This window comes from Streptomyces sp. JLSY215 (genome assembly GCF_059682825.1).
Genome location: NZ_CM185022.1, coordinates 4,069,108 through 4,087,388, shown reverse-complemented (window position 1 = coordinate 4,087,388; position 18,281 = coordinate 4,069,108). Strand labels below are relative to the sequence as shown.

The 18,281-nt window shown below is 69.7% G+C and carries 18 protein-coding genes and 3 tRNA genes; 10 read left to right on the top strand and 11 right to left on the bottom strand.

The window, feature by feature from the left end:
• Positions 1–2 precede the first annotated feature (2 nt).
• The 5 genes from AC5677_RS18245 to AC5677_RS18225 all read right to left on the bottom strand — a co-directional run bounded on the left by AC5677_RS18245 (position 3) and on the right by AC5677_RS18225 (position 2,718).
• Positions 3–821: an ABC transporter permease gene (locus AC5677_RS18245; RefSeq protein ID WP_497196069.1), complete on the bottom strand. Its 819-nt coding sequence runs from the start codon at positions 819–821 to the stop codon at positions 3–5.
• Positions 818–1,885 (bottom strand): ABC transporter ATP-binding protein, encoded by a 1,068-nt coding sequence (locus AC5677_RS18240; protein WP_497196068.1) that lies wholly within the window; start codon positions 1,883–1,885, stop codon positions 818–820. The genes AC5677_RS18245 and AC5677_RS18240 overlap by 4 nt, the downstream gene beginning before the upstream one ends.
• A gap of 174 nt (positions 1,886–2,059) precedes the next feature.
• Positions 2,060–2,132, bottom strand: a tRNA-Gly gene (locus AC5677_RS18235).
• Positions 2,133–2,207: 75 nt separating this feature from the next.
• Positions 2,208–2,279, bottom strand: a tRNA-Gly gene (locus AC5677_RS18230).
• 118 nt (positions 2,280–2,397) lie between these two features.
• A complete protein-coding gene (locus AC5677_RS18225; RefSeq protein ID WP_086720559.1) occupies positions 2,398–2,718 on the bottom strand; it encodes a histone-like nucleoid-structuring protein Lsr2 in 321 nt (106 codons plus the stop codon).
• Between the two features lie 299 nt (positions 2,719–3,017).
• On the opposite strand from AC5677_RS18225, the gene purS reads away from it, so the two are divergent.
• From purS to AC5677_RS18195, 6 genes are all read left to right on the top strand, one after another.
• On the top strand, positions 3,018–3,281 hold the full coding sequence (gene purS / locus AC5677_RS18220) for a phosphoribosylformylglycinamidine synthase subunit PurS (protein WP_497196067.1): 264 nt from the start codon (positions 3,018–3,020) through the stop codon (positions 3,279–3,281).
• Positions 3,278–3,958, top strand: coding sequence for a phosphoribosylformylglycinamidine synthase subunit PurQ (gene purQ, locus AC5677_RS18215; RefSeq protein ID WP_497196066.1), 681 nt, complete (start codon positions 3,278–3,280; stop codon positions 3,956–3,958). Before purS ends, purQ begins: the two co-directional genes overlap by 4 nt.
• Positions 3,958–6,207 carry a phosphoribosylformylglycinamidine synthase subunit PurL gene (gene purL, locus AC5677_RS18210; RefSeq protein WP_497196065.1) on the top strand — a complete coding sequence of 750 codons (2,250 nt, stop codon included), beginning with the start codon at positions 3,958–3,960 and terminating at the stop codon, positions 6,205–6,207. The genes purQ and purL overlap by 1 nt, the downstream gene beginning before the upstream one ends.
• Before the next feature lie 221 nt (positions 6,208–6,428).
• Positions 6,429–6,959, top strand: coding sequence for an ArsR/SmtB family transcription factor (locus AC5677_RS18205; protein WP_497196064.1), 531 nt, complete (start codon positions 6,429–6,431; stop codon positions 6,957–6,959).
• 31 nt (positions 6,960–6,990) lie between these two features.
• Positions 6,991–7,845 (top strand): M23 family metallopeptidase, encoded by an 855-nt coding sequence (locus AC5677_RS18200; RefSeq protein ID WP_497196063.1) that lies wholly within the window; start codon positions 6,991–6,993, stop codon positions 7,843–7,845.
• 41 nt (positions 7,846–7,886) lie between these two features.
• Positions 7,887–8,684 carry a maleylpyruvate isomerase family mycothiol-dependent enzyme gene (locus AC5677_RS18195; RefSeq protein WP_497196062.1) on the top strand — a complete coding sequence of 266 codons (798 nt, stop codon included), beginning with the start codon at positions 7,887–7,889 and terminating at the stop codon, positions 8,682–8,684.
• A gap of 97 nt (positions 8,685–8,781) precedes the next feature.
• Here AC5677_RS18195 and AC5677_RS18190 read toward each other — a convergent pair whose 3' ends face one another.
• Together AC5677_RS18190 and AC5677_RS18185 are read right to left on the bottom strand one after the other, a co-directional pair.
• The gene (locus AC5677_RS18190; RefSeq protein ID WP_497196061.1) at positions 8,782–10,302 is read right to left on the bottom strand and encodes a sulfatase family protein; all 1,521 of its coding nucleotides are present in this window, start codon (positions 10,300–10,302) and stop codon (positions 8,782–8,784) included.
• A 233-nt stretch (positions 10,303–10,535) separates the two neighbouring features.
• On the bottom strand, positions 10,536–10,670 hold the full coding sequence (locus AC5677_RS18185) for a putative leader peptide (RefSeq protein WP_497196060.1): 135 nt from the start codon (positions 10,668–10,670) through the stop codon (positions 10,536–10,538).
• 127 nt (positions 10,671–10,797) lie between these two features.
• Between AC5677_RS18185 and purF the strand changes: the two genes are divergently transcribed.
• Positions 10,798–12,357, top strand: a complete 1,560-nt coding sequence (purF, locus tag AC5677_RS18180; protein ID WP_497196059.1) for an amidophosphoribosyltransferase — start codon at positions 10,798–10,800, stop codon at positions 12,355–12,357.
• 34 nt (positions 12,358–12,391) lie between these two features.
• The gene (gene purM / locus AC5677_RS18175; RefSeq protein WP_497196058.1) at positions 12,392–13,465 is read left to right on the top strand and encodes a phosphoribosylformylglycinamidine cyclo-ligase; all 1,074 of its coding nucleotides are present in this window, start codon (positions 12,392–12,394) and stop codon (positions 13,463–13,465) included.
• Positions 13,466–13,649: 184 nt separating this feature from the next.
• Here the strand turns inward: purM and AC5677_RS18170 are convergent, their stop codons facing one another.
• A complete protein-coding gene (locus AC5677_RS18170; RefSeq protein WP_497196057.1) occupies positions 13,650–13,898 on the bottom strand; it encodes a DUF3073 domain-containing protein in 249 nt (82 codons plus the stop codon).
• A 324-nt stretch (positions 13,899–14,222) separates the two neighbouring features.
• Entirely contained in the window at positions 14,223–15,341 is a 1,119-nt protein-coding gene (locus tag AC5677_RS18165; RefSeq protein WP_497196056.1) for a Leu/Phe/Val dehydrogenase, read from the bottom strand.
• 250 nt (positions 15,342–15,591) lie between these two features.
• Here AC5677_RS18165 and AC5677_RS18160 point away from each other — a divergent pair, with 250 nt between their 5' ends.
• The gene (locus AC5677_RS18160; RefSeq protein WP_497196055.1) at positions 15,592–16,428 is read left to right on the top strand and encodes a DUF8083 family protein; all 837 of its coding nucleotides are present in this window, start codon (positions 15,592–15,594) and stop codon (positions 16,426–16,428) included.
• A 458-nt stretch (positions 16,429–16,886) separates the two neighbouring features.
• Positions 16,887–17,093, top strand: a complete 207-nt coding sequence (gene bldC / locus AC5677_RS18155; protein WP_003949541.1) for a developmental transcriptional regulator BldC — start codon at positions 16,887–16,889, stop codon at positions 17,091–17,093.
• A gap of 531 nt (positions 17,094–17,624) precedes the next feature.
• On the opposite strand, the gene AC5677_RS18150 is transcribed toward bldC, so the two are convergent.
• Together AC5677_RS18150 and AC5677_RS18145 are read right to left on the bottom strand one after the other, a co-directional pair.
• The gene (locus tag AC5677_RS18150; RefSeq protein ID WP_497196054.1) at positions 17,625–17,858 is read right to left on the bottom strand and encodes a DUF6274 family protein; all 234 of its coding nucleotides are present in this window, start codon (positions 17,856–17,858) and stop codon (positions 17,625–17,627) included.
• Positions 17,859–18,123: 265 nt separating this feature from the next.
• A tRNA-Asp gene (locus AC5677_RS18145) sits at positions 18,124–18,198 on the bottom strand.
• Positions 18,199–18,281 lie beyond the last annotated feature (83 nt).

Here is an 18,281-nt window from a genome sequence, read left to right as displayed (position 1 = left end):
CCCTAGCGCCGCGGATCCCAGCGGAACCATCGCCGCACAGCAAACACTGCGACTCCCGCCCACACCAATCCAACGACCAGCTGCTTCAGGGTGTCCCCGGGATCGGCTCTGCCGTTCCAGCCGGCGCGTATCAGCTCCATCGACGGGGACAGCGGCAGCAGTTCGAGGACGGCGGCGATCCGGTCCGGCAGCACCTCCAGCGGAACGACCATCCCGGACCCGCCCAGAGACAGCATCATCAACGGCAGGACCACCAGCTGCGCGGCTTCGCTCGTCCTGGCGAGGGCGGACGACGCCGCGGCGAACGCCACGACCACGACCATCCCGATCAGGATCCCGGCGACCACCAGATGCGGGGCGTCGGGCGGCTCGACATCCAGCGCCACCGAGCCCAGGACGATGAGCATCGCGCACTGCACCAGCCCCAGCATCACCGCCGGCAGCGCCATCCCGGCCAGGATTTCGCCGTCCCGCAGCTCGCCGGTGCGCAGCCGCTTGAGCACCAGCTCCTCCCGGCGCACGACATAGGCGCCGGTCATGTTCGAATAGACACCGAAGAGCAGGACATAGCCGAGCGTCGCGGGCAACAGTGCCGTGGCCACCGACAGTCCCTTACTCGGCAGGTCCATTCCGCCGAGCGCCGGTTTCATGGCAAACGCCAGCGTGACCGGCATGATCAGCGTCATGAACAGCGCGGTTTTGTTACGGCCGAGAAGCGTGAACTCCGCCCGCCCGAGGGCGAGTAGCCGCGCCCCGGCGCCGGTTTCCGTGCGCCCTTCCCAGCACTCTTCGGCATCGGCGGTACATACCGTCGCACTCATGCGGCCACCACTCCCTCAGTCATCTCCTTCTCGCTCTCCGTCTCCATCCCGATCTCCTTCTCCGCGCGCTTGGCGATGCCCAGAAATGCCTCTTCGAGGGATGCGGATCTGACATCCAGGCCGCGCAGCGTTATCCCCTTGTCCTGCGCCCACACCAGTACTCCGGTGGCGGCCCGCTGCAATTCGTCCGTCCGCAGCCGGACCGTGCGCCCGGCCGTCTCGTGCCCGATCACGCCCAGCTCTCCCAACGGCGGAAGATCCCCGAGAGCGAACCCGTCGGGAAGCTCGAAGGAAATGTGCGAGGGGTGCCTGCCCACCACCTCCGCGACCCGCCCGGCCGCGGCTATCCGGCCCTTGTGCATGATCGCGAGCCGGTCCGCCAGCTCCTCGGCCTCCTCCAGATAGTGCGTGGTCAGCACGACGGTCGTGCCACCGTCGCGCAGCTCCCGCACCAACTTCCAGGTCTCGTGCCGCGCTTCGGTGTCCAGCCCGGTCGTCGGTTCGTCGAGGAACAGCACCTCGGGCCGCCCCAGCAGGGCCAGCGCGAGATCCAGCCGCCGCCGCTCGCCCCCGGAGAGCTGCTTGACCCGGACATCCGCCCGCCGCGTCAGCCCCACCATCTCCAGCGACTCGCCGACCGGCCGTGCCCCGCTGGTGCACCCCGCCCACATCCGCAGCGTCTCGGCGGACGTGAGCTCGGACGGGAAGCCGCCCTCCTGCAACATGACGCCGATACGGGGCCGCACCTTCCGCCGTTCGGTGAACGGGTCGTGCCCGAGCACCCGCACCCGTCCCGCGGTCGGTGCCGCCAGCCCCTCGAGCAGCTCGACCGTGGAGGTCTTGCCCGCGCCGTTCGTCCCCAGCAGGGCGAACAGCTCCCCGCGGCCGACGGAGAAGTCGATCCCGCGCACCGCCTCGAAGGTCTTCCGCGCGTTCGAGCGCCGGCCGGCGGTGCCGTACCGTCTGCGCAGGCCCGTGACATCGATCACGTCGGCGCCGGAAGAGTCGGACCTGCCGGCACCCCCGTGGTCGGCACCCCCGCTGAATTGCTCTCCGAAGTTCATGTATCCAGCGTTCCGCCGCCGCCGCGCTTCCGGCAGTGCGGCGTGTCATCGCAGCTGATGACAAATGTCAGTTGCGCAGGGGCGGAAGCGGGGAAGGGGACGCCGGGTAAGAGGGGCGGCCAACGGGAAAACGAAGAAGGCCCCGGTCTCGATGACCGGGGCCTTCTTTCTTTGAGCGGACGACGAGGCTCGAACTCGCGACCTCAACCTTGGCAAGGTTGCGCTCTACCAACTGAGCTACGTCCGCAGGCATCCACTCGGCTTTCACCGAGCGGCGCGACAGTCACTCTACCTGATCCAAAGGAGAGATAGGGACTGTCAGAGCGGGTGACAGGGATTGCACACTGCGCCTCCCCCTTGGAAAGGGGGCGCTCTACTACTGAGCTACACCCGCGTGACTCCGTGAGGTTCGGCGTTTCGGCCTCGCCCCTCGGCGTGCTCCAGACTCTAGCTGATCAGTAGGGGTGCTGTGCAAGTCGGCTGCACGCGGCCGCGGAGCGTCGGCAAGGTGGCTAGTGGTTGGCGGCGTTGAAGGCCTCGTAGACCTTTTTGGGGATCCGGCCGCGCGGGGGTACGTCCATCTGGTGGGAACGTGCCCAGGCCCGGACCGCCGCGGGGTCGGGGTTCACCGCGGTCCGGTGGTAGGCCTTGCCGGACTTCGCCCGCTTGCGGCCCGCCTCGACGAACGGGGCGAGCGCACCGCGCAGTTTCTTCGCATTGGCGGGATTGAGGTCGATCTCGTACGACTTCCCGTCCAATCCGAAGGCGACCGTCTCTGCGGCTTCTCCGCCGTCGATGTCATCGGAGAGCGTTACTACTACGCGCTGCGCCACGGATATCGGTCCTTTCGTGCAGCAACCCCGTGTTGACATGGGGTGATGCTGCAGATCCGGCTGATTGGGATCAATGCTTTTTCATTTGTACAGCGATGGGCATTGCATTGTGAAGCCCAGTTAATTTTCTCAGCGTGTCCTCCGCAATCCGGACGCTAGATCTTTTCGAGGATTTTTCTTGGCGCGCACTCCCGTCGATACCGGGCCGTGATGGGTGCGACGGTATATCTATGCGCGTAGATTTTCGAACGGGGTACTGTGAGGTCACCGCCTTACGCACCACACCACCGGGAGTGCCAGTGGCACGCGTCGTAGTCGACGTCATGCTCAAGCCGGAGATCCTCGACCCGCAGGGGCAGGCGGTGCAGCGCGCACTGCCACGCCTGGGATTCGAGGGGATCGCCGACGTCCGTCAGGGCAAGCGTTTTGAACTCGAGGTGGAGGGTCCGGTCGACGAGGCCGCCCTCGCTCGCATCCACGAGATGGCCGAGACCTTCCTCGCGAACACCGTCATCGAAGACTTCATCGTTCATGTCGATGAGCCCGCCGGGGCCGGGTCATGACCGCTCGTATTGGAGTCATTACCTTCCCCGGCACGCTCGACGACCGCGACACCCAGCGCGCGGTCCGAGTGGCCGGAGCCGAAGCGGTGCCGCTGTGGCACCGCGACAAGGACCTCAAGCAGGTCGACGCCGTGGTGCTGCCCGGCGGCTTTTCCTACGGCGACTACCTGCGGGCCGGGGCCATCTCCCGTTTCTCGCCGGTGATGGAGACCGTTATCGAGCAGGCCAAGGCCGGTATGCCGGTGCTGGGTATCTGCAACGGCTTCCAGGTGCTCACCGAGACCCATCTGCTGCCCGGCGCCATGCTGCGCAACAACCATCTGCACTTCGTCTGCCGCGACCAGAAGCTGCGGGTGGAGAACGCGGACACCGCCTGGACCACCGATTACACGGCCGGCCAGGAGATCTCCGTACCGCTGAAGAACATCGACGGACGCTATGTCGCCGACGAGCGCACGCTCGACATGCTGGAGGCGGAGGGCCGGGTCGCCTTCCGCTACCTGGACACGAACCCCAACGGCTCCCTCCGGGACATCGCCGGCATCACCAATGAGGCGGGCAATGTCGTCGGCCTGATGCCGCACCCGGAACACGCCGTCGAGCCGCTGATCGGTACGGGCCGTACCGACGGCCTCGGATTCTTCACCTCGATCCTGAAGAAGCTGGTCAACGCCTGATGACTCTGGACACCGTCAAGCACGCAGCACAGACGCCGGACACCGACCAGCCGTGGGCCGAGCTCGGCCTGAAGCAGGACGAGTACGAGCGGATCAGGGAGATCCTGGGCCGCCGTCCCACGGGCGCCGAGCTCGCCATGTACTCGGTCATGTGGTCCGAGCACTGCTCCTACAAGAGCAGCAAGGTCCATCTGAAGCAGTTCGGCGAGAAGGCCCCGGAGAACGACGCCCTGCTCGTCGGCATCGGCGAGAACGCCGGTGTCGTCGACGTCGGCCAGGGCTACGCGGTCACCTTCAAGGTCGAGTCGCACAACCACCCCTCGTACATCGAGCCCTACCAGGGCGCGGCCACCGGAGTCGGCGGCATCGTCCGCGACATCCTCGCGATGGGTGCCCGGCCGGTCGCCGTCATGGACCCGCTGCGGTTCGGCGCGGCCGACCACCCCGACACCAAGCGGGTGCTCCCGGGTGTCGTCGCCGGCATCGGCGGCTACGGCAACTGCCTGGGCCTGCCCAACATCGGCGGCGAGGTCGTCTTCGACCCCTGCTACCAGGGGAACCCGCTGGTCAACGCGCTCTGCGTGGGCGTGATGAAGCACGAGGACATCCACCTCGCCAAGGCGTCCGGCGCCGGCAACAAGGTGATCCTCTACGGGGCCCGCACGGGCGGCGACGGCATCGGCGGTGTCTCCGTACTGGCGTCGGAGACCTTCGACGACACCAAGCCCGCGAAGCGGCCGGCCGTCCAGGTGGGCGACCCCTTCCAGGAGAAGCTGCTCATCGAGTGCACCCTGGAGATCTTCAAGGAAGACCTGGTCGACGGCATCCAGGACCTCGGCGGCGCCGGGCTGTCCTGCGCCACCAGCGAGCTGGCCAGCGCCGGCTCCGGCGGTATGCGCGTCGAGCTGGACACCGTCCCGCTGCGCGACTCCTCCCTCTCGCCCGAGGAAATCCTCATGAGCGAGTCGCAGGAGCGGATGTGCGCGATCGTCGAGCCCGGGAACGTCGACCGCTTCCTGGAGATCTGCGAGAAGTGGGACGTCATCGCGACCGTCATCGGTGAGGTGACGGACGGCTCGCAGCTGGAGATCTTCTGGCACGGCGAGCAGATCGTGGACGTACCGCCGCGTTCCGTCGCCCACGAAGGCCCGACCTACCACCGGCCGTACGCGCGCCCGGACTGGCAGGACGCCCTCCAGGCGGACGACGCCGCCAAGCTGGCGCGCCCGGCGAACGCCGAGGAGCTGCGGGCGCAGGTCCTGAAGCTGGTGGGCTCGCCCAATCAGGCGTCCAAGTCGTGGATCACCGACCAGTACGACCGGTTCGTCCAGGGCAACACCGTCCTCGCGCAGCCGGAGGACTCCGGCATGGTGCGCATCGACGAGGAGTCGAACCTCGGCGTCGCGGTGGCCACCGACGGCAACGGCCGGTACGCCAAGCTCGACCCGTACGCCGGCGCGCAGCTGGCGCTGGCCGAGGCGTACCGCAACGTCGCCGCCTCCGGTGCCAAGCCGCTCGCCGTCTCCGACTGCCTGAACTTCGGCTCGCCCGAGGACCCGGCGGTGATGTGGCAGTTCGCCGAGGCCACCCGTGGTCTCGCGGATGCCTGCCAGACGCTGGGTACGCCCGTGACCGGCGGCAATGTCTCGCTCTACAACCAGACCGGTGACGTGGCGATCCACCCGACGCCGGTGGTCGCGGTGCTGGGCGTGATCGATGACGTGAACCGCCGTACGCCGATGGCGTTCGCGGACGAGGGCCACCTGATCTACCTCCTGGGTGACACCCGCGAGGAGCTGGGCGGTTCGGCCTGGTCGCAGGTGGTGCACGAGCACCTCGGCGGTCTGCCGCCGAAGGTCGATCTGGCCCGTGAGCAGCTGCTGGCCGAGATCCTCATCTCGGCCTCGCGCGACGGCATGGTCGACGCGGCGCACGACCTCTCCGACGGCGGCCTGATCCAGGCGCTGGTGGAGTCGTGCCTGCGGGGCGGCAAGGGCGCGCGTCTGGTGGTGCCGGACGGCATCGACCCGTTCGTCTTCCTCTTCTCGGAGTCGGCGGGCCGGGCGATCGTGGCCGTACCGCGCAGCGAGGAGCTCCGCTTCACGGACATGTGCGGTGCGCGGGGCCTGCCGGTCACCCGTATCGGCGTGATCGACGGGGAAGAGATCGACGTCCAGGGGCAGTTCGGCATCCCGCTGAATGAGCTGAAGGACGCGCACGAGGGGACGATTCCGAGCCTGATCGCCTGATCGCTCGATCTCCTGATCGACGGATCGCCTCCCGGTTTCGCCCGGGACCGGTCCATGACGCAACGGCCCGCCGGTACGCCCGGCGGGCCGTTGCGGCTTTTCGCGCGTGCGCGCTCTTCGCTCCGGTCCGCCGTCCGCCGTCCGCCGTTCGCCGGTTCGGCCCTGGGGACCCGCACGGTCGCTCCCTTGCCAGAGATTACGTAATTACGTAATCTCTCATCATGGATCTCGAGCGGCGCGTCGCCGAGCTGGAGCGGCGCCTGGCCGCGCTGGAGCAGGCGGCCGGGCAAGCGGCCGGCCCGGGGGCGTCCGTCCCCTCGCCGAAGCGGGAGCCCGACGACGAGTTGTGGGCCCTGCACGGTCTGAAGGACCAGCTCGCCGGGCTGGGCGCGGACAACGGCGGGGTGCTGTTCACCGGCGCCGTACGGACACCGGTCGGCAAGCGCTACGAATGGCAGTACGGCCTGGTCACCGACGTCGTGCTGGAAGGCGACTGGGCGGACGCGGCCGAGTCGTTCGCGGCGCTCGGCCAGCCCGTACGGCTGCGGCTGCTGCGCGAGATCCTCGGTGGCCGCTGCACCGCCGCCGAACTCACCGAGCTCGACGGCACCGGCACCACCGGCCAGATCTACCACCACCTGCGGCAGCTGACCGCCGCCGGCTGGCTGCACACGGCCGCCCGCGGCCGCTACGAGGTGCCGGCCGACCGGGTCGTACCGCTGCTGGTGATGCTGACCGCCGCCGGGCGCTGACCGCCGCCCGGCCGACTTCAGGGGGAACGAAATGAAGCCCGGGTCCCAGACCCTGCGCAAGATATCCGGACACGCCGCCCGCATCTGCCTGCTGGTCTACGTGGTGATGGTCGTCGCGAGCTTCTTCGCCGACTTCCCCTACTGGTGGACATGGATACCGCTCGGCCTGTGGGTGCTGATCGGATTCGGGGTGAACCGCCGGACGGCCGGCGCGGACGGGCAGCCGCCGACCGGCCCGGCCGCCGGAGCGGTGGAGATCGCCGCGCCGGTCACAGGCCGCTGGAAGGCCCTGAACAGCCCGGCCGACAAGGTCCCCAGCCATGGCACACGGGCCTACGGGCAGACGTACGCCATCGACATCACGGCGGAGCCCGAGGGGGTCCCCCGGCCCGGTTTCGGCTGGTGGCCCGTCGCCCGGCGCAGCGAGGACTTCCCGGCCTTCGGCGCGGAGCTGCTCGCCGTCGCCGACGCCACCGTCGTCCGCACCGACGACGGTCAGCGCGATCACCTCAGCCGGACGTCCTGGTTCGCGCTCCTCTACTTCTTCGTCGTCGAGGCCGTCATCCGCTCGCTGGGCGGCGCCCGCCGGGTGATCGGCAACCATGTGATCCTCGACCTGGGCGAGGGCACCTACGCGCTCTACGCCCATGTGCAGCGCGGTTCGCTCACCGTCCGCCCGGGTGACCGGGTGCGCGCCGGGCAGACCCTCGGCCGGTGCGGCAACTCCGGCAACAGCACCGAGCCGCACGTCCACTTCCAGCTCATGGACGGCGCCGACCCGGACACCGCGAACGGCACTCCGTTCACCTGGCGGGGCATCGGTGTCCCGCGCAACGGCGAGACGTTCGAGGCGGCCGGGGCGCCGGTGGCGGAGCCCGGCGCCTGAATTCAGGGGCGGCTGTCAGTGGTGCCGCATACGCTGATCACATGTCATCTGCCGCCCGGAAGCCGCGCGTTCGCCGGTACGACCCGAAGAAGACCCGCGCCGCTGTCACGGCCCAGTTCGAGCAGGTCCGGCGGGCCGTGGCGGGCCTTGAGCCCGAGCAGTTCGCGCTGCCGACCCGGCTCGGGGACTGGACCGTGCGGGAGCTGGTGGCGCATCTGTCCATGGCGGTCGGCAGCGTGGCGCGGAATCTGCGCGAGCCGGCCCCGCCGCGGGTGGCGACCGAGCTGCTGGACTGGCCGTTCGCGACCGCGCCGGTGGCCGCCGGGATAGACGCCGACACCCGTGCCCTGGCCGCGGCCCACGATCCGTACGAGCTGCTCACGCACACCGCCGAGGAGCTGGCCGAGGTGCTGCCGCAGGCCGCCGATGACCGGATCATGACCACCCGCGTCGGTGCCATGCGGCTGGCGGACTACCTCGTCACCCGGTGCATCGAGCTCGTGGTGCACACCGACGACCTGGCGGCGGCGACCGGTGCGGAGATCCCGTACGACCGGCAGGCCCAGGCGATCACCACCCGGCTGCTGGCCGATGCCCTGGCCGCCAAGGCGCCCGGCGGGTCGGTCGAGGTGCGGGTGCCGCCGTTCGCGGTGGTGCAGTGCGTCGAGGGCCCCAAGCACACCCGCGGCACGCCGCCGAACGTCGTCGAGACCGACCCGCTGACCTGGATACGCCTGGCCACGGGGCGGACGACCTGGGCCGCGGCGCTGGACGATGCGCGCGTCAGCGCCAGCGGGGAGCGGGCCGACATCGGGGGACAGCTGCCGGTGATGAGCTGAGCCGGAGGCGGGGGCGGCCCGGCCCCCGCCTGGTAACCCCGCCGCCGGCCCGGCCGGAGGCGAGGCCCCTGCCCGCCCCGCGGCCCGGCCGCCGGTGTCAGCCCTTCGGATACGGCAGCAGGTCCTTGTCCACCGCCTCCCACGCCGCCCGCAGCCGCCCCAGCAGCTGTTTCTCGTCCGCCGCCTTGTCGGCCTGTTCGCGGGGATCGTTCGTCACGTCGAAGAGCCGGTCCGTGCCGTCCTTGCCCCGGTAGTACTTCCAGTCGCCACGGCGCAGCGCCCGCTCGCCGCGTACCCGCCAGAACAGATCGCGCTCGGCGAGCCGCTCACCGCGCAGCAGATAGCCCGCCAGGCTCGTACCGTCCAGCGGGTAGGCGCGGTCCGGGCGGGCCCCCGCGATCTCCAGCAGGGTCGCCGTCCAGTCCGGCGTGAACACCGGCTCATGGCTGACCTGGCCGCCGTCGAGCCGGGACGGCCAGCGCACGATCGTCGGCACCCGGATGCCGCCCTCCTGGAGCGAGGCCTTGTTCCCGGACAGCGGCCAGTTGTACGACCATCGCTCGCCGCCGTTGTCGCTGGCGAAGAAGACGAGCGTGTCCTCCTCCTGGCCGGAGCGCTTCAGGGCGGCCAGCACTTCCCCGATCGAGCGGTCGAGGTCCTCGACCATCTCCCGGTACTTCGCCAGCGAGCCGCCGTCCTGGTGCCACAGCGCGCCCGGCTCGCCCGCCTTGATACGGCGGACGATCTTCGCGCTCTCCTCCTCGTCGCCGTCCGCGATCCACGGCCAGTGGGGAGTGGTGAAGTTCAGGTTGAGCAGCCAGGGCCGGTCCGGCCGGCGCCCCGCACCGTCCCGCCGGCCCGCCTCCGTGATGTGGCCGACCGCCCGCTCGGTGATGATCCGCGTGTAATAGCGCAGGTCCTTGTACTGGGCGTCGCCCTCGTACAGGTCGTACTCCCCGGCCAGCCCCAGCTTCGAGTAGTACTCCAGCGCCCCGCCGAAGTTCCCGAAGAAGGTGTCCCAGCCCGACTTGGTGGGGCTGTAGTCCGGCAGATAGCCGCAGTGCCACTTGCCGATCAGCGCCGTCGTATAGCCCGCGTCGCGCAGCAGGGAGGCGAGGGTGGGGTGGCCGGGGGCGAGGCCGACGCTCTTGTCGGCGATGGGTTCGGCAAGGCCGCCCTTGGTGCGGCCCGGATAGCGGCCGGTGTAGAGGGAGAAGCGGGTGGGGGAGCAGGTCGCGGAGCCCGCGTAGGCCTGGGTGAAGCGGACGCCCTGGCGCGCCAGCCGGTCCAGGTGAGGGGTGCGGATGTCCGGAGAGCCGTACGAGGAAAGGTCCGCCCAGCCCAGGTCGTCGCCCAGGATGAAGAGGATGTTGGGGCGGCGCGAGTGGCGGCCGGGGGCGGCGCGGAACGCCCGCTCGTGGGTCCCCGGCAGCTCGGCGGCGGCCGCGTCGGGCGCGGCTGCCACGGTGCCGAGCCCGCCCACGGCGGCCGCGGCACCCACGCCGCCGGCCAGGCCGCCGAAGGCCCGCCTCGACAGGGAGCTCCCTGCCGAGGACGCCGGGACGGAGCTGTCGGACTTTTCGGGCGTGGACGGGCGAGAAGGGTCGACGGAAGACATCGGTGCGGCTCTCCAGAGAGATCGTGATGGGCCGTGATGCGGCGCGTCGGCCCCCGGGGACGGCGGCGGGCAGGGCTGCGTCGCGTATCTCACACGGGCAGGACGGGAGCGAAAGCGGCATAAGCCGCATCACAAGCGAACCCGTCATCCCGGGCGAGTGGGTAAAGGTGAGAGAAGGCGCAGCTCAGAGGGGGCGGCGAGAGGACCCGAGGAGGGGGCCTTGCTACCCGCGGCTACTGCGCGGACGCAGAGCGACAGATGGCGCTGGCGACGCGACCGAGGTCGACATGGCGGCGCCGCACCAAGGGCCGCGCGAGGCGGCGTACCCGGCGGCACACCAGGTGTGCCAAGGGCTGCGGGGTCTGCATGGGCAGAAATCCTGGCCGCGATCGCGCGCCCGCGTCAAGCACGCTTAACGCTGCGTTCATGCACTCATCCAGGTTCGAGGACATCCCCGGTTCGGATGAATCCGCGACCTGCCCTAGACTCAGGGACGTGCCACGTGGTGACGGACGACTCAACCACGACCTGCTCCCCGGCGAGAAGGGCCCCCAGGACGCTTGCGGCGTCTTCGGTGTCTGGGCTCCGGGTGAAGAGGTCGCCAAACTCACCTATTTCGGGCTGTATGCGCTGCAGCACCGTGGACAGGAGTCCGCGGGCATCGCGGTGAGCAACGGCTCCCAGATCCTCGTCTTCAAGGACATGGGCCTGGTGTCCCAGGTCTTCGACGAGACTTCCCTCGGCTCCCTCCAGGGCCATATCGCCGTGGGCCATGCCCGCTACTCCACCACCGGTGCCTCGGTGTGGGAGAACGCCCAGCCGACGTTCCGTGCCACCGCGCACGGCTCGATCGCGCTCGGCCACAACGGCAACCTGGTCAACACCGCCGAGCTGGCCGAGATGGTCGCCGCGCTGCCCCGCGAGGGCGGCCGCGCGACGCAGGTCGCGGCCACCAACGACACCGACCTGGTGACGGCTCTGCTGGCCGGCCAGGTCGACGAGGACGGCAAGCCGCTGACCGTGGAGGAAGCCGCGCCCCGCGTGCTCCCCAAGGTCAAGGGCGCCTTCTCGCTCTGCTTCATGGACGAGCACACGCTCTACGCCGCCCGCGACCCGCAGGGCATCCGCCCGCTGGTCCTCGGCCGCCTGGAGCGCGGCTGGGTGGTCGCCTCCGAGACCGCCGCCCTCGACATCTGCGGCGCCAGCTTCATCCGGGAGATCGAGCCCGGCGAGATGGTCGCCATCGATGAGAACGGCCTGCGCAGCAGCCGCTTCGCCGAGGCCCGCCCCAAGGGCTGCGTCTTCGAGTACGTCTACCTCGCCCGCCCGGACACCGACATCGCCGGCCGCAATGTGTACCTCTCCCGTGTGGAGATGGGCCGCAAGCTGGCCGCTGAGGCGCCCGCCGACGCCGACCTGGTGATAGCGACGCCGGAGTCCGGCACGCCCGCCGCGGTCGGCTACGCCGAGGCCAGCGGCATCCCGTACGGCTCCGGCCTGGTCAAGAACTCCTACGTCGGCCGGACCTTCATCCAGCCCTCGCAGACCATTCGCCAGCTCGGCATCCGCCTCAAGCTCAACCCGCTCAAGGAAGTCATCCGCGGCAAGCGCCTGGTGGTCGTCGACGACTCGATCGTCCGCGGCAACACCCAGCGCGCGCTGGTGCGGATGCTGCGCGAGGCCGGCGCCCTCGAGGTCCACATCCGGATCTCGTCCCCGCCGATCAAGTGGCCGTGCTTCTTCGGCATCGACTTCGCCACCCGCGCGGAGCTGATCGCCAACGGCCTGAGCGTGGACGAGATCGGCAAGTCGCTGGGCGCCGACTCCCTGGCGTACATCTCGATCGACGGCATGATCGCGGCGACCACGATCGACAAGCCGAACCTGTGCCGTGCCTGCTTCGACGGCGAATACCCGATGGAGCTGCCGGATCCGGAGCTGCTGGGCAAGCACCTCCTGGAGTCGGAGACCGCCGCGCCGGCGAAGTCCGACGTGGACGGCGTCCAGACGCTCACGGCCGGGGTCGGCGGCGCCGACGCGCTGCGTCGCCCGTAGAGCTCGTACACACCCGAAACGAAAGTTCTCAGCCATGTCCGCTGATTCCTCCGCCGGTGCCAGTTACGCGAGTGCGGGCGTCGACATCGAAGCCGGCGACCGCGCCGTGGACCTGATGAAGGAGTGGGTGAAGAAGGCCACCCGCCCCGAGGTCGTCGGCGGGCTCGGCGGCTTCGCCGGCCTCTTCGACGCGTCCGCACTCAAGCGGTACGAGCGCCCGCTGCTGGCCTCGGCCACGGACGGGGTCGGCACCAAGGTCGACATCGCCCGCAAGATGGGCGTCTACGACACCATCGGCCACGACCTCGTGGGCATGGTCGTCGACGACCTGGTCGTCTGCGGCGCCGAGCCGCTGTTCATGACCGACTACATCTGCGTCGGCAAGGTCTACCCCGAGCGGGTCGCGGCGATCGTCAAGGGCATCGCCGAGGGCTGCGTGCTGGCCGGCTGCGCGCTGGTCGGCGGCGAGACCGCGGAGCACCCGGGGCTGCTGGGCGTGGACGAGTTCGACGTGGCCGGCGCCGGTACGGGCGTCGTCGAGGCGGACCGGGTGCTGGGTGCGGATCGCATCCGTACGGGCGACGTGGTGATCGCCATGGCGTCGTCCGGACTTCACTCGAACGGGTACTCGCTGGTCCGCCATGTGCTGTTCGAGCGGGCGGGGATGGCCCTGGACCGGGAGATCCCGGAGTTCGGCCGGACGCTCGGCGAGGAGCTGCTGGAGCCCACCAAGATCTACTCGCTGGACTGCCTGGCGCTGACCCGCACGACCGAGGTGCACGCCTTCTCGCACATCACCGGCGGCGGGCTCGCGAACAACCTCGCGCGCGTCATCCCGGACAACCTGCACGCCACCGTCGACCGCACCACCTGGACGCCGGGCGCGGTCTTCGACCTGGTCGGCTCGGCGGGCTCCGTCGAGCGGCTGGAGCTGGAGAAGACCCTGAACATGGGCGTCGGCATGATCGCCGTCGTGCCGCAGGAGTCCGTGGACGTCGCCCTGACGACGCTGGCGGACCGCGGCGTGGACGCCTGGGTCAGCGGCGAGATCGTCGAGCGTGGCGACCACGCCGAGGCCGTGACCCTGACCGGCGACTACGCCGGCTGAACGGTCGGGCTACGGGGCCGCCACGGGGGCGGCCCCGTAGCGGCCCGCCGCGCGCTCACCCCAGCGGCCACGCGCACCCGAGCGGCGCTCTCACCTGAGCAGCACAGAACCCGGCTCCGGGCACTGCCCGGACCGGGTCCATGATGCTTTTCTCGATGACGCGTACGCGTGAGCGTGCAGAGCGTCAGGCGCGACGACGCTGGTTGGAGGAGTCGGCCTCGTCCTCGTCGTCATCGTCGTTGTACCGATCCGCGTACTGGGCGTACGGGTCGTCGTCCTCGTCATCCTCGAACGGTTCCCCGTTCGGCGGCTGCTGGCTCGACGGCGATGCACCCAGCTCGTCGGCCAGTCGTGAGAGATCGGTCCCACCGCTGCTGTACTTCAGCTGGCGGGCGACCTTTGTCTGCTTGGCCTTGGCCCGGCCGCGCCCCATGGGTCGACCCCCTCAATGACGGGGCTCTATGGCCCCAGAGTCTTGACACGCGTTCATGATTCAGAGCGGGCTCTCGACAGAGAGACCGGCCCGTAGAGCTTTAACGGTACCTGCTTCCGCGGCCATACGGTACGTCGCCCGCATCACCCACCGCTCGGCATGACCTGCGGGTCGCCCTTCCCCCGCTGGTCAACTGCGATTTTAACCTGTCCCATACGGCGACCCGCCGACGGGTGGTGAGGGATGTCTCCCCAACCTCCCGCGGCGGGCCGCACAAGGGCACGTTTTCGGCCAGCAGATCGCTGCTCCAGCGCTCCGGGCCGGTCAGGCGCGCCTGCCCTCCGCCATCCGCGCCTCGGCGAGCCGGTCGGCCGCCGCCGCCGGCGGAATGCCGTCCGCCTTCGCGCGAGCGAATATCGCCAGCGTGGTGTCGAAGATCTTCGCCGCCTTGGCCTTGCACCGGTCGAAGTCAAAACCGTGCAGCTCATCGGCCACCTGGATGACTCCGCCGGCGTTCACGACGTAGTCCGGGGCGTAGAGGATGCCGCGGTCGGAGAGATCCTTCTCGACGCCGGGGTGCGCGAGCTGGTTGTTGGCCGCGCCGCAGACCACCTTGGCGGTCAGTACGGGCACCGACACGTCGTTCAGCGCGCCGCCCAGGGCGCACGGTGCGTACACGTCCAGGCCCTCGGTGCGGATGAGCGCCTCGGTGTCCGCGACGGCCGTCACCCGGGGGTGCCGGGCGAGGATCCGGTCCACCGACTCCGCGCGGACGTCCGTGATCACGACCTCCGCGCCGTCCTGGAGGAGGTGCTCGACCAGGTGGTGGCCCACCTTGCCGACGCCCGCGATGCCGACCTTGCGGTCCCGCAGCGTCGGGTCGCCCCACTGGTGCTGCGCCGAGGCGCGCATGCCCTGGAAGACGCCGTAGGCGGTCAGCACGGAGGAGTCGCCGGCGCCGCCGTTCTCGGGGGAGCGGCCGGTGGTCCACTTGTTCGTACGGGCGACGACGTCCATGTCGGCGACGTACGTACCGACGTCGCACGCGGTGACGTAGCGGCCCCCGAGGGACGCCACGAACCGGCCGTAGGCGAGCAGGAGTTCCTCGGTCTTGAGCACGTCGGGGTCGCCGATGATCACGGCCTTGCCGCCGCCGTGGTCGAGCCCGGCCAGTGCGTTCTTGTACGACATGCCGCGCGAGAGGTTGAGCGCGTCCTGCACGGCCTCCTCTTCGGAGGCGTACGGGTGGAAGCGGGTGCCGCCGAGGGCGGGGCCCAGGGCGGTGCTGTGGATGGCGATCACGGCCTTGAGGCCGCTGGCGCGGTCCTGGCAGAGCACGACCTGTTCATGGCCGCCCTGCTCCGATCGGAACAGGCTCTGCAGGACGCCGCTGTCGACGCTGACAGCGGCGGGACGTACGTCGGTCACTGTGGTGACTCCCATAGTCGCGGAGGACGCCCCCCTGCGGGTGGGGAGGGCCGGTTGGGAAGAGCGTAAGACCTGCGGGGCGGGTTGATCGGCCGGGTCCCGGGGATCGCCCCCTAGCGGGGGACAGGCATGGGACGATTTGCCGTATCCCGGGCCCGGCGGGGGCAGACAACTCCTGGTGGCGGGCATGCCCTTGAATGCAGTGAACGTACCTTGAACAGATCCGAACGGATCTGAACGGACTTCCTTCCGAAGGAGCGGGCGCGTGGCCTTGGCGTCGTCGGTGATGGTCCCGTACATGGCATATCTGCGGGTCTACGAGCCGCTGGCAGCGTTCCCCGAGCCGGAGCGCTCCCACTGGGCGCGTTATGCCAAGCGCGAGGACACCCCCACCGCGCAGGACGAGCAGCGCCGGGCGCTGGCCGATCTGCTGCCGGTGCCGCCGGTGCCGGTGCCGGTCCATGAGAGCGCCGACGCGTTCATCGCCGTCGTGGACGAGGTGATCTGCGTCTGCCCGTGGCGCACCCGGCTGCGCGGCTGGCAGGCGCTGGAGGCCCTGGAGGAGCTGCTCCCGGCATCGGTCCTGGATGCGGCGCTGCCTCCGGTGGTGCGCCGGCAGGCCGCCACCGATTACGAGCAGTGGCGGGAGCGCAACCCCGACGCGCGGCCCTGGATCCGGGGCGCCACCTGGCACGTCCCGGTCCGCTGGTTCGTGCTCTTCGATGACGCCGAGCGCGAGTTCACGAAGGGTGACGGGGGCCCTCTGCTGCGTTACCGCACGCCAATGGTGCAGGCCAGACGGCGGGTCGCGCGCGGACTTCGGACGCTGCGGGACTCCCTGGAAGAGGGGCCGTTGATCGACGGCCTGGTAGATGTGGGGCGCTGGCTCGAAGAATTCCACCCGCGATCTCTCGTGGAGCTGGATTACGGAGGCCTGGTGCACGCGGTGCCCGAGGGGCAGCTCGCCGAGGACCGTTCCGCCGCGGAAGTGGCGGAGGGGCTGGCGGCGCTGCGCGACGGGGACGGCGAGCGGGCCGGCGTCGCCTACGAGAAGCTCTCGGACCGGTGGCGCGCGGTACGCGAGCGCCAGTTCTCCAGCTGAGAGCCGCGGGCACGGGACGTAGGTCCCTTTTTGGGCGATTGGAATAAGCGTGACCTAAAGCACTGACTTCGGGCCTTGCCACCAAGACGTACCCTCGTGCCAAAATAGGACAAGGAGCCTTACTGGGGCTCCTTCCGTCCAACTATGGGCGGATAGATCGGTATTGCGCTCCTTGAGGGGACTGGTGACACCTGATCACGTTGTGACTGATCGTCACGGTCGCGTGACTGTCCGTTATGACATGGTCCATCGGCTTCCGCCGAGGTTGAACACCTGAGAGGGCAATTCCATCGGTTTGGCCGACGTGGCTGGACAGATGGTGTAGTTGTAGTGCCGAGGACAAGCCGTTCGTCCTATAACCGACTCGGCCCGCGTCCGCCATTTCGGGCAACGCGGGTCAAGGTGCAGAATTTAGAGGAAAGAACCGTGATGGTTCGGTTCTCCCGAGGAGGCCGCTCATGACCGCTCGCACCCCTGACGCCGAGCCGCTGCTGACCCCTGCCGAGGTTGCCACGATGTTCCGCGTGGACCCGAAGACGGTCACCCGTTGGGCCAAGGCAGGCAAGCTCACGTCCATCCGCACGCTCGGAGGACACCGGCGTTACCGCGAGGCTGAGGTCCGCGCACTGCTCGCGGGTATCCCGCAGCAGCGCAGCGAGGCCTGAATAACCGCATAACCAGGCTTTTTTCGGGGCCCCCAACCCGGGAAATGCCGACTTTGCACCACATAGCTCGACCTGCTCCACCAAGCACTACAGCTTCATACGACGCGGCGCCTGCCCCAACAGGCCCCACACCCGCACCATCTGGGTACGTCACCGATCGCGCTGGACTCCGCCGGGTCCAGCGCGATCTTTTTTGTGTGTACGGCCGCTCTCCGGCCGCTCATCGCGGCTGGGTCGCCCTGGCGCCGACGTCGCCTCCGGTGGCGGCCAGCGTGCCGTCAGGGGTCCTGGAGGGGTCACTCTGCGCGGACCTGGCGACCCTCGGTCCGGGGTCGTCGAGGGGTGGTGCAATTGCACATATTAAATTGACCTGTTGTAGGGCGGGGGTAAGTTCCACATCTCGTGAAACTTGTTCGGTGACACCCGTCACATGCCCCGATCCTTGAAGGGCCGCGGCGGCTGCGGTAGTGAACTTCCCGCCCGCCGCCCCAACGGCCTTCCGTCGCAAGCGCGGTGGGCGGGCGCCGTGGATCACCGTCCCGGCGGACTGTGATCCTCCGCCGCAGGTCGCCCGCAGGCGGCCGGTGACGAGGCGGCCGGCTCCACGGGCGCGACGGCTGCCGGGCGGGCCTTGCGCGGCTCCATGACGAGCCGCAGCAGGCGATGGCAGACGGGGCAGTGCCTCGTCAGATGGCGGTACCTCGTGGCCGCCGAGAGATGGGCACGCAACAGCGCCCTGGTCTCGTGCCTTGCCGCAGTCGTCATCCGCACGCACCTCCCCGGCCCCACCCACGCTTTCTCTGTGAGTACCGGGGGCCCGTGCCGCCGTCAAGACGGCCCGGCGGGACGGGAGGCCGCCAGGGGCGGCAAAAGCGCTCGCACGCTCGGAGGATTGCGCGCCGCAGGAAAGGCGGTCTTGACGGGATCCGGCCCGCCCGGTCGTGGCTTTGCCGCGGACGCGGCCCGTACGGGCGGCGCAGCGGACAGCAGAACGGCCCGCACCGAGTGAACGATGCGGGCCGTAAAAAAGCGGTCCTGACGGGATTTGAACCCGCGGCCTCCACCTTGACAGGGTGGCGAGCACTCCAAACTGCTCCACAGGACCTTGCGTGTGCTTTCCGCTTGCGGCGGGCTGCGAGCAAGACTGTACAGCAGGTCAGGGGGTGCGGTCGAACTCGATACCGGTGA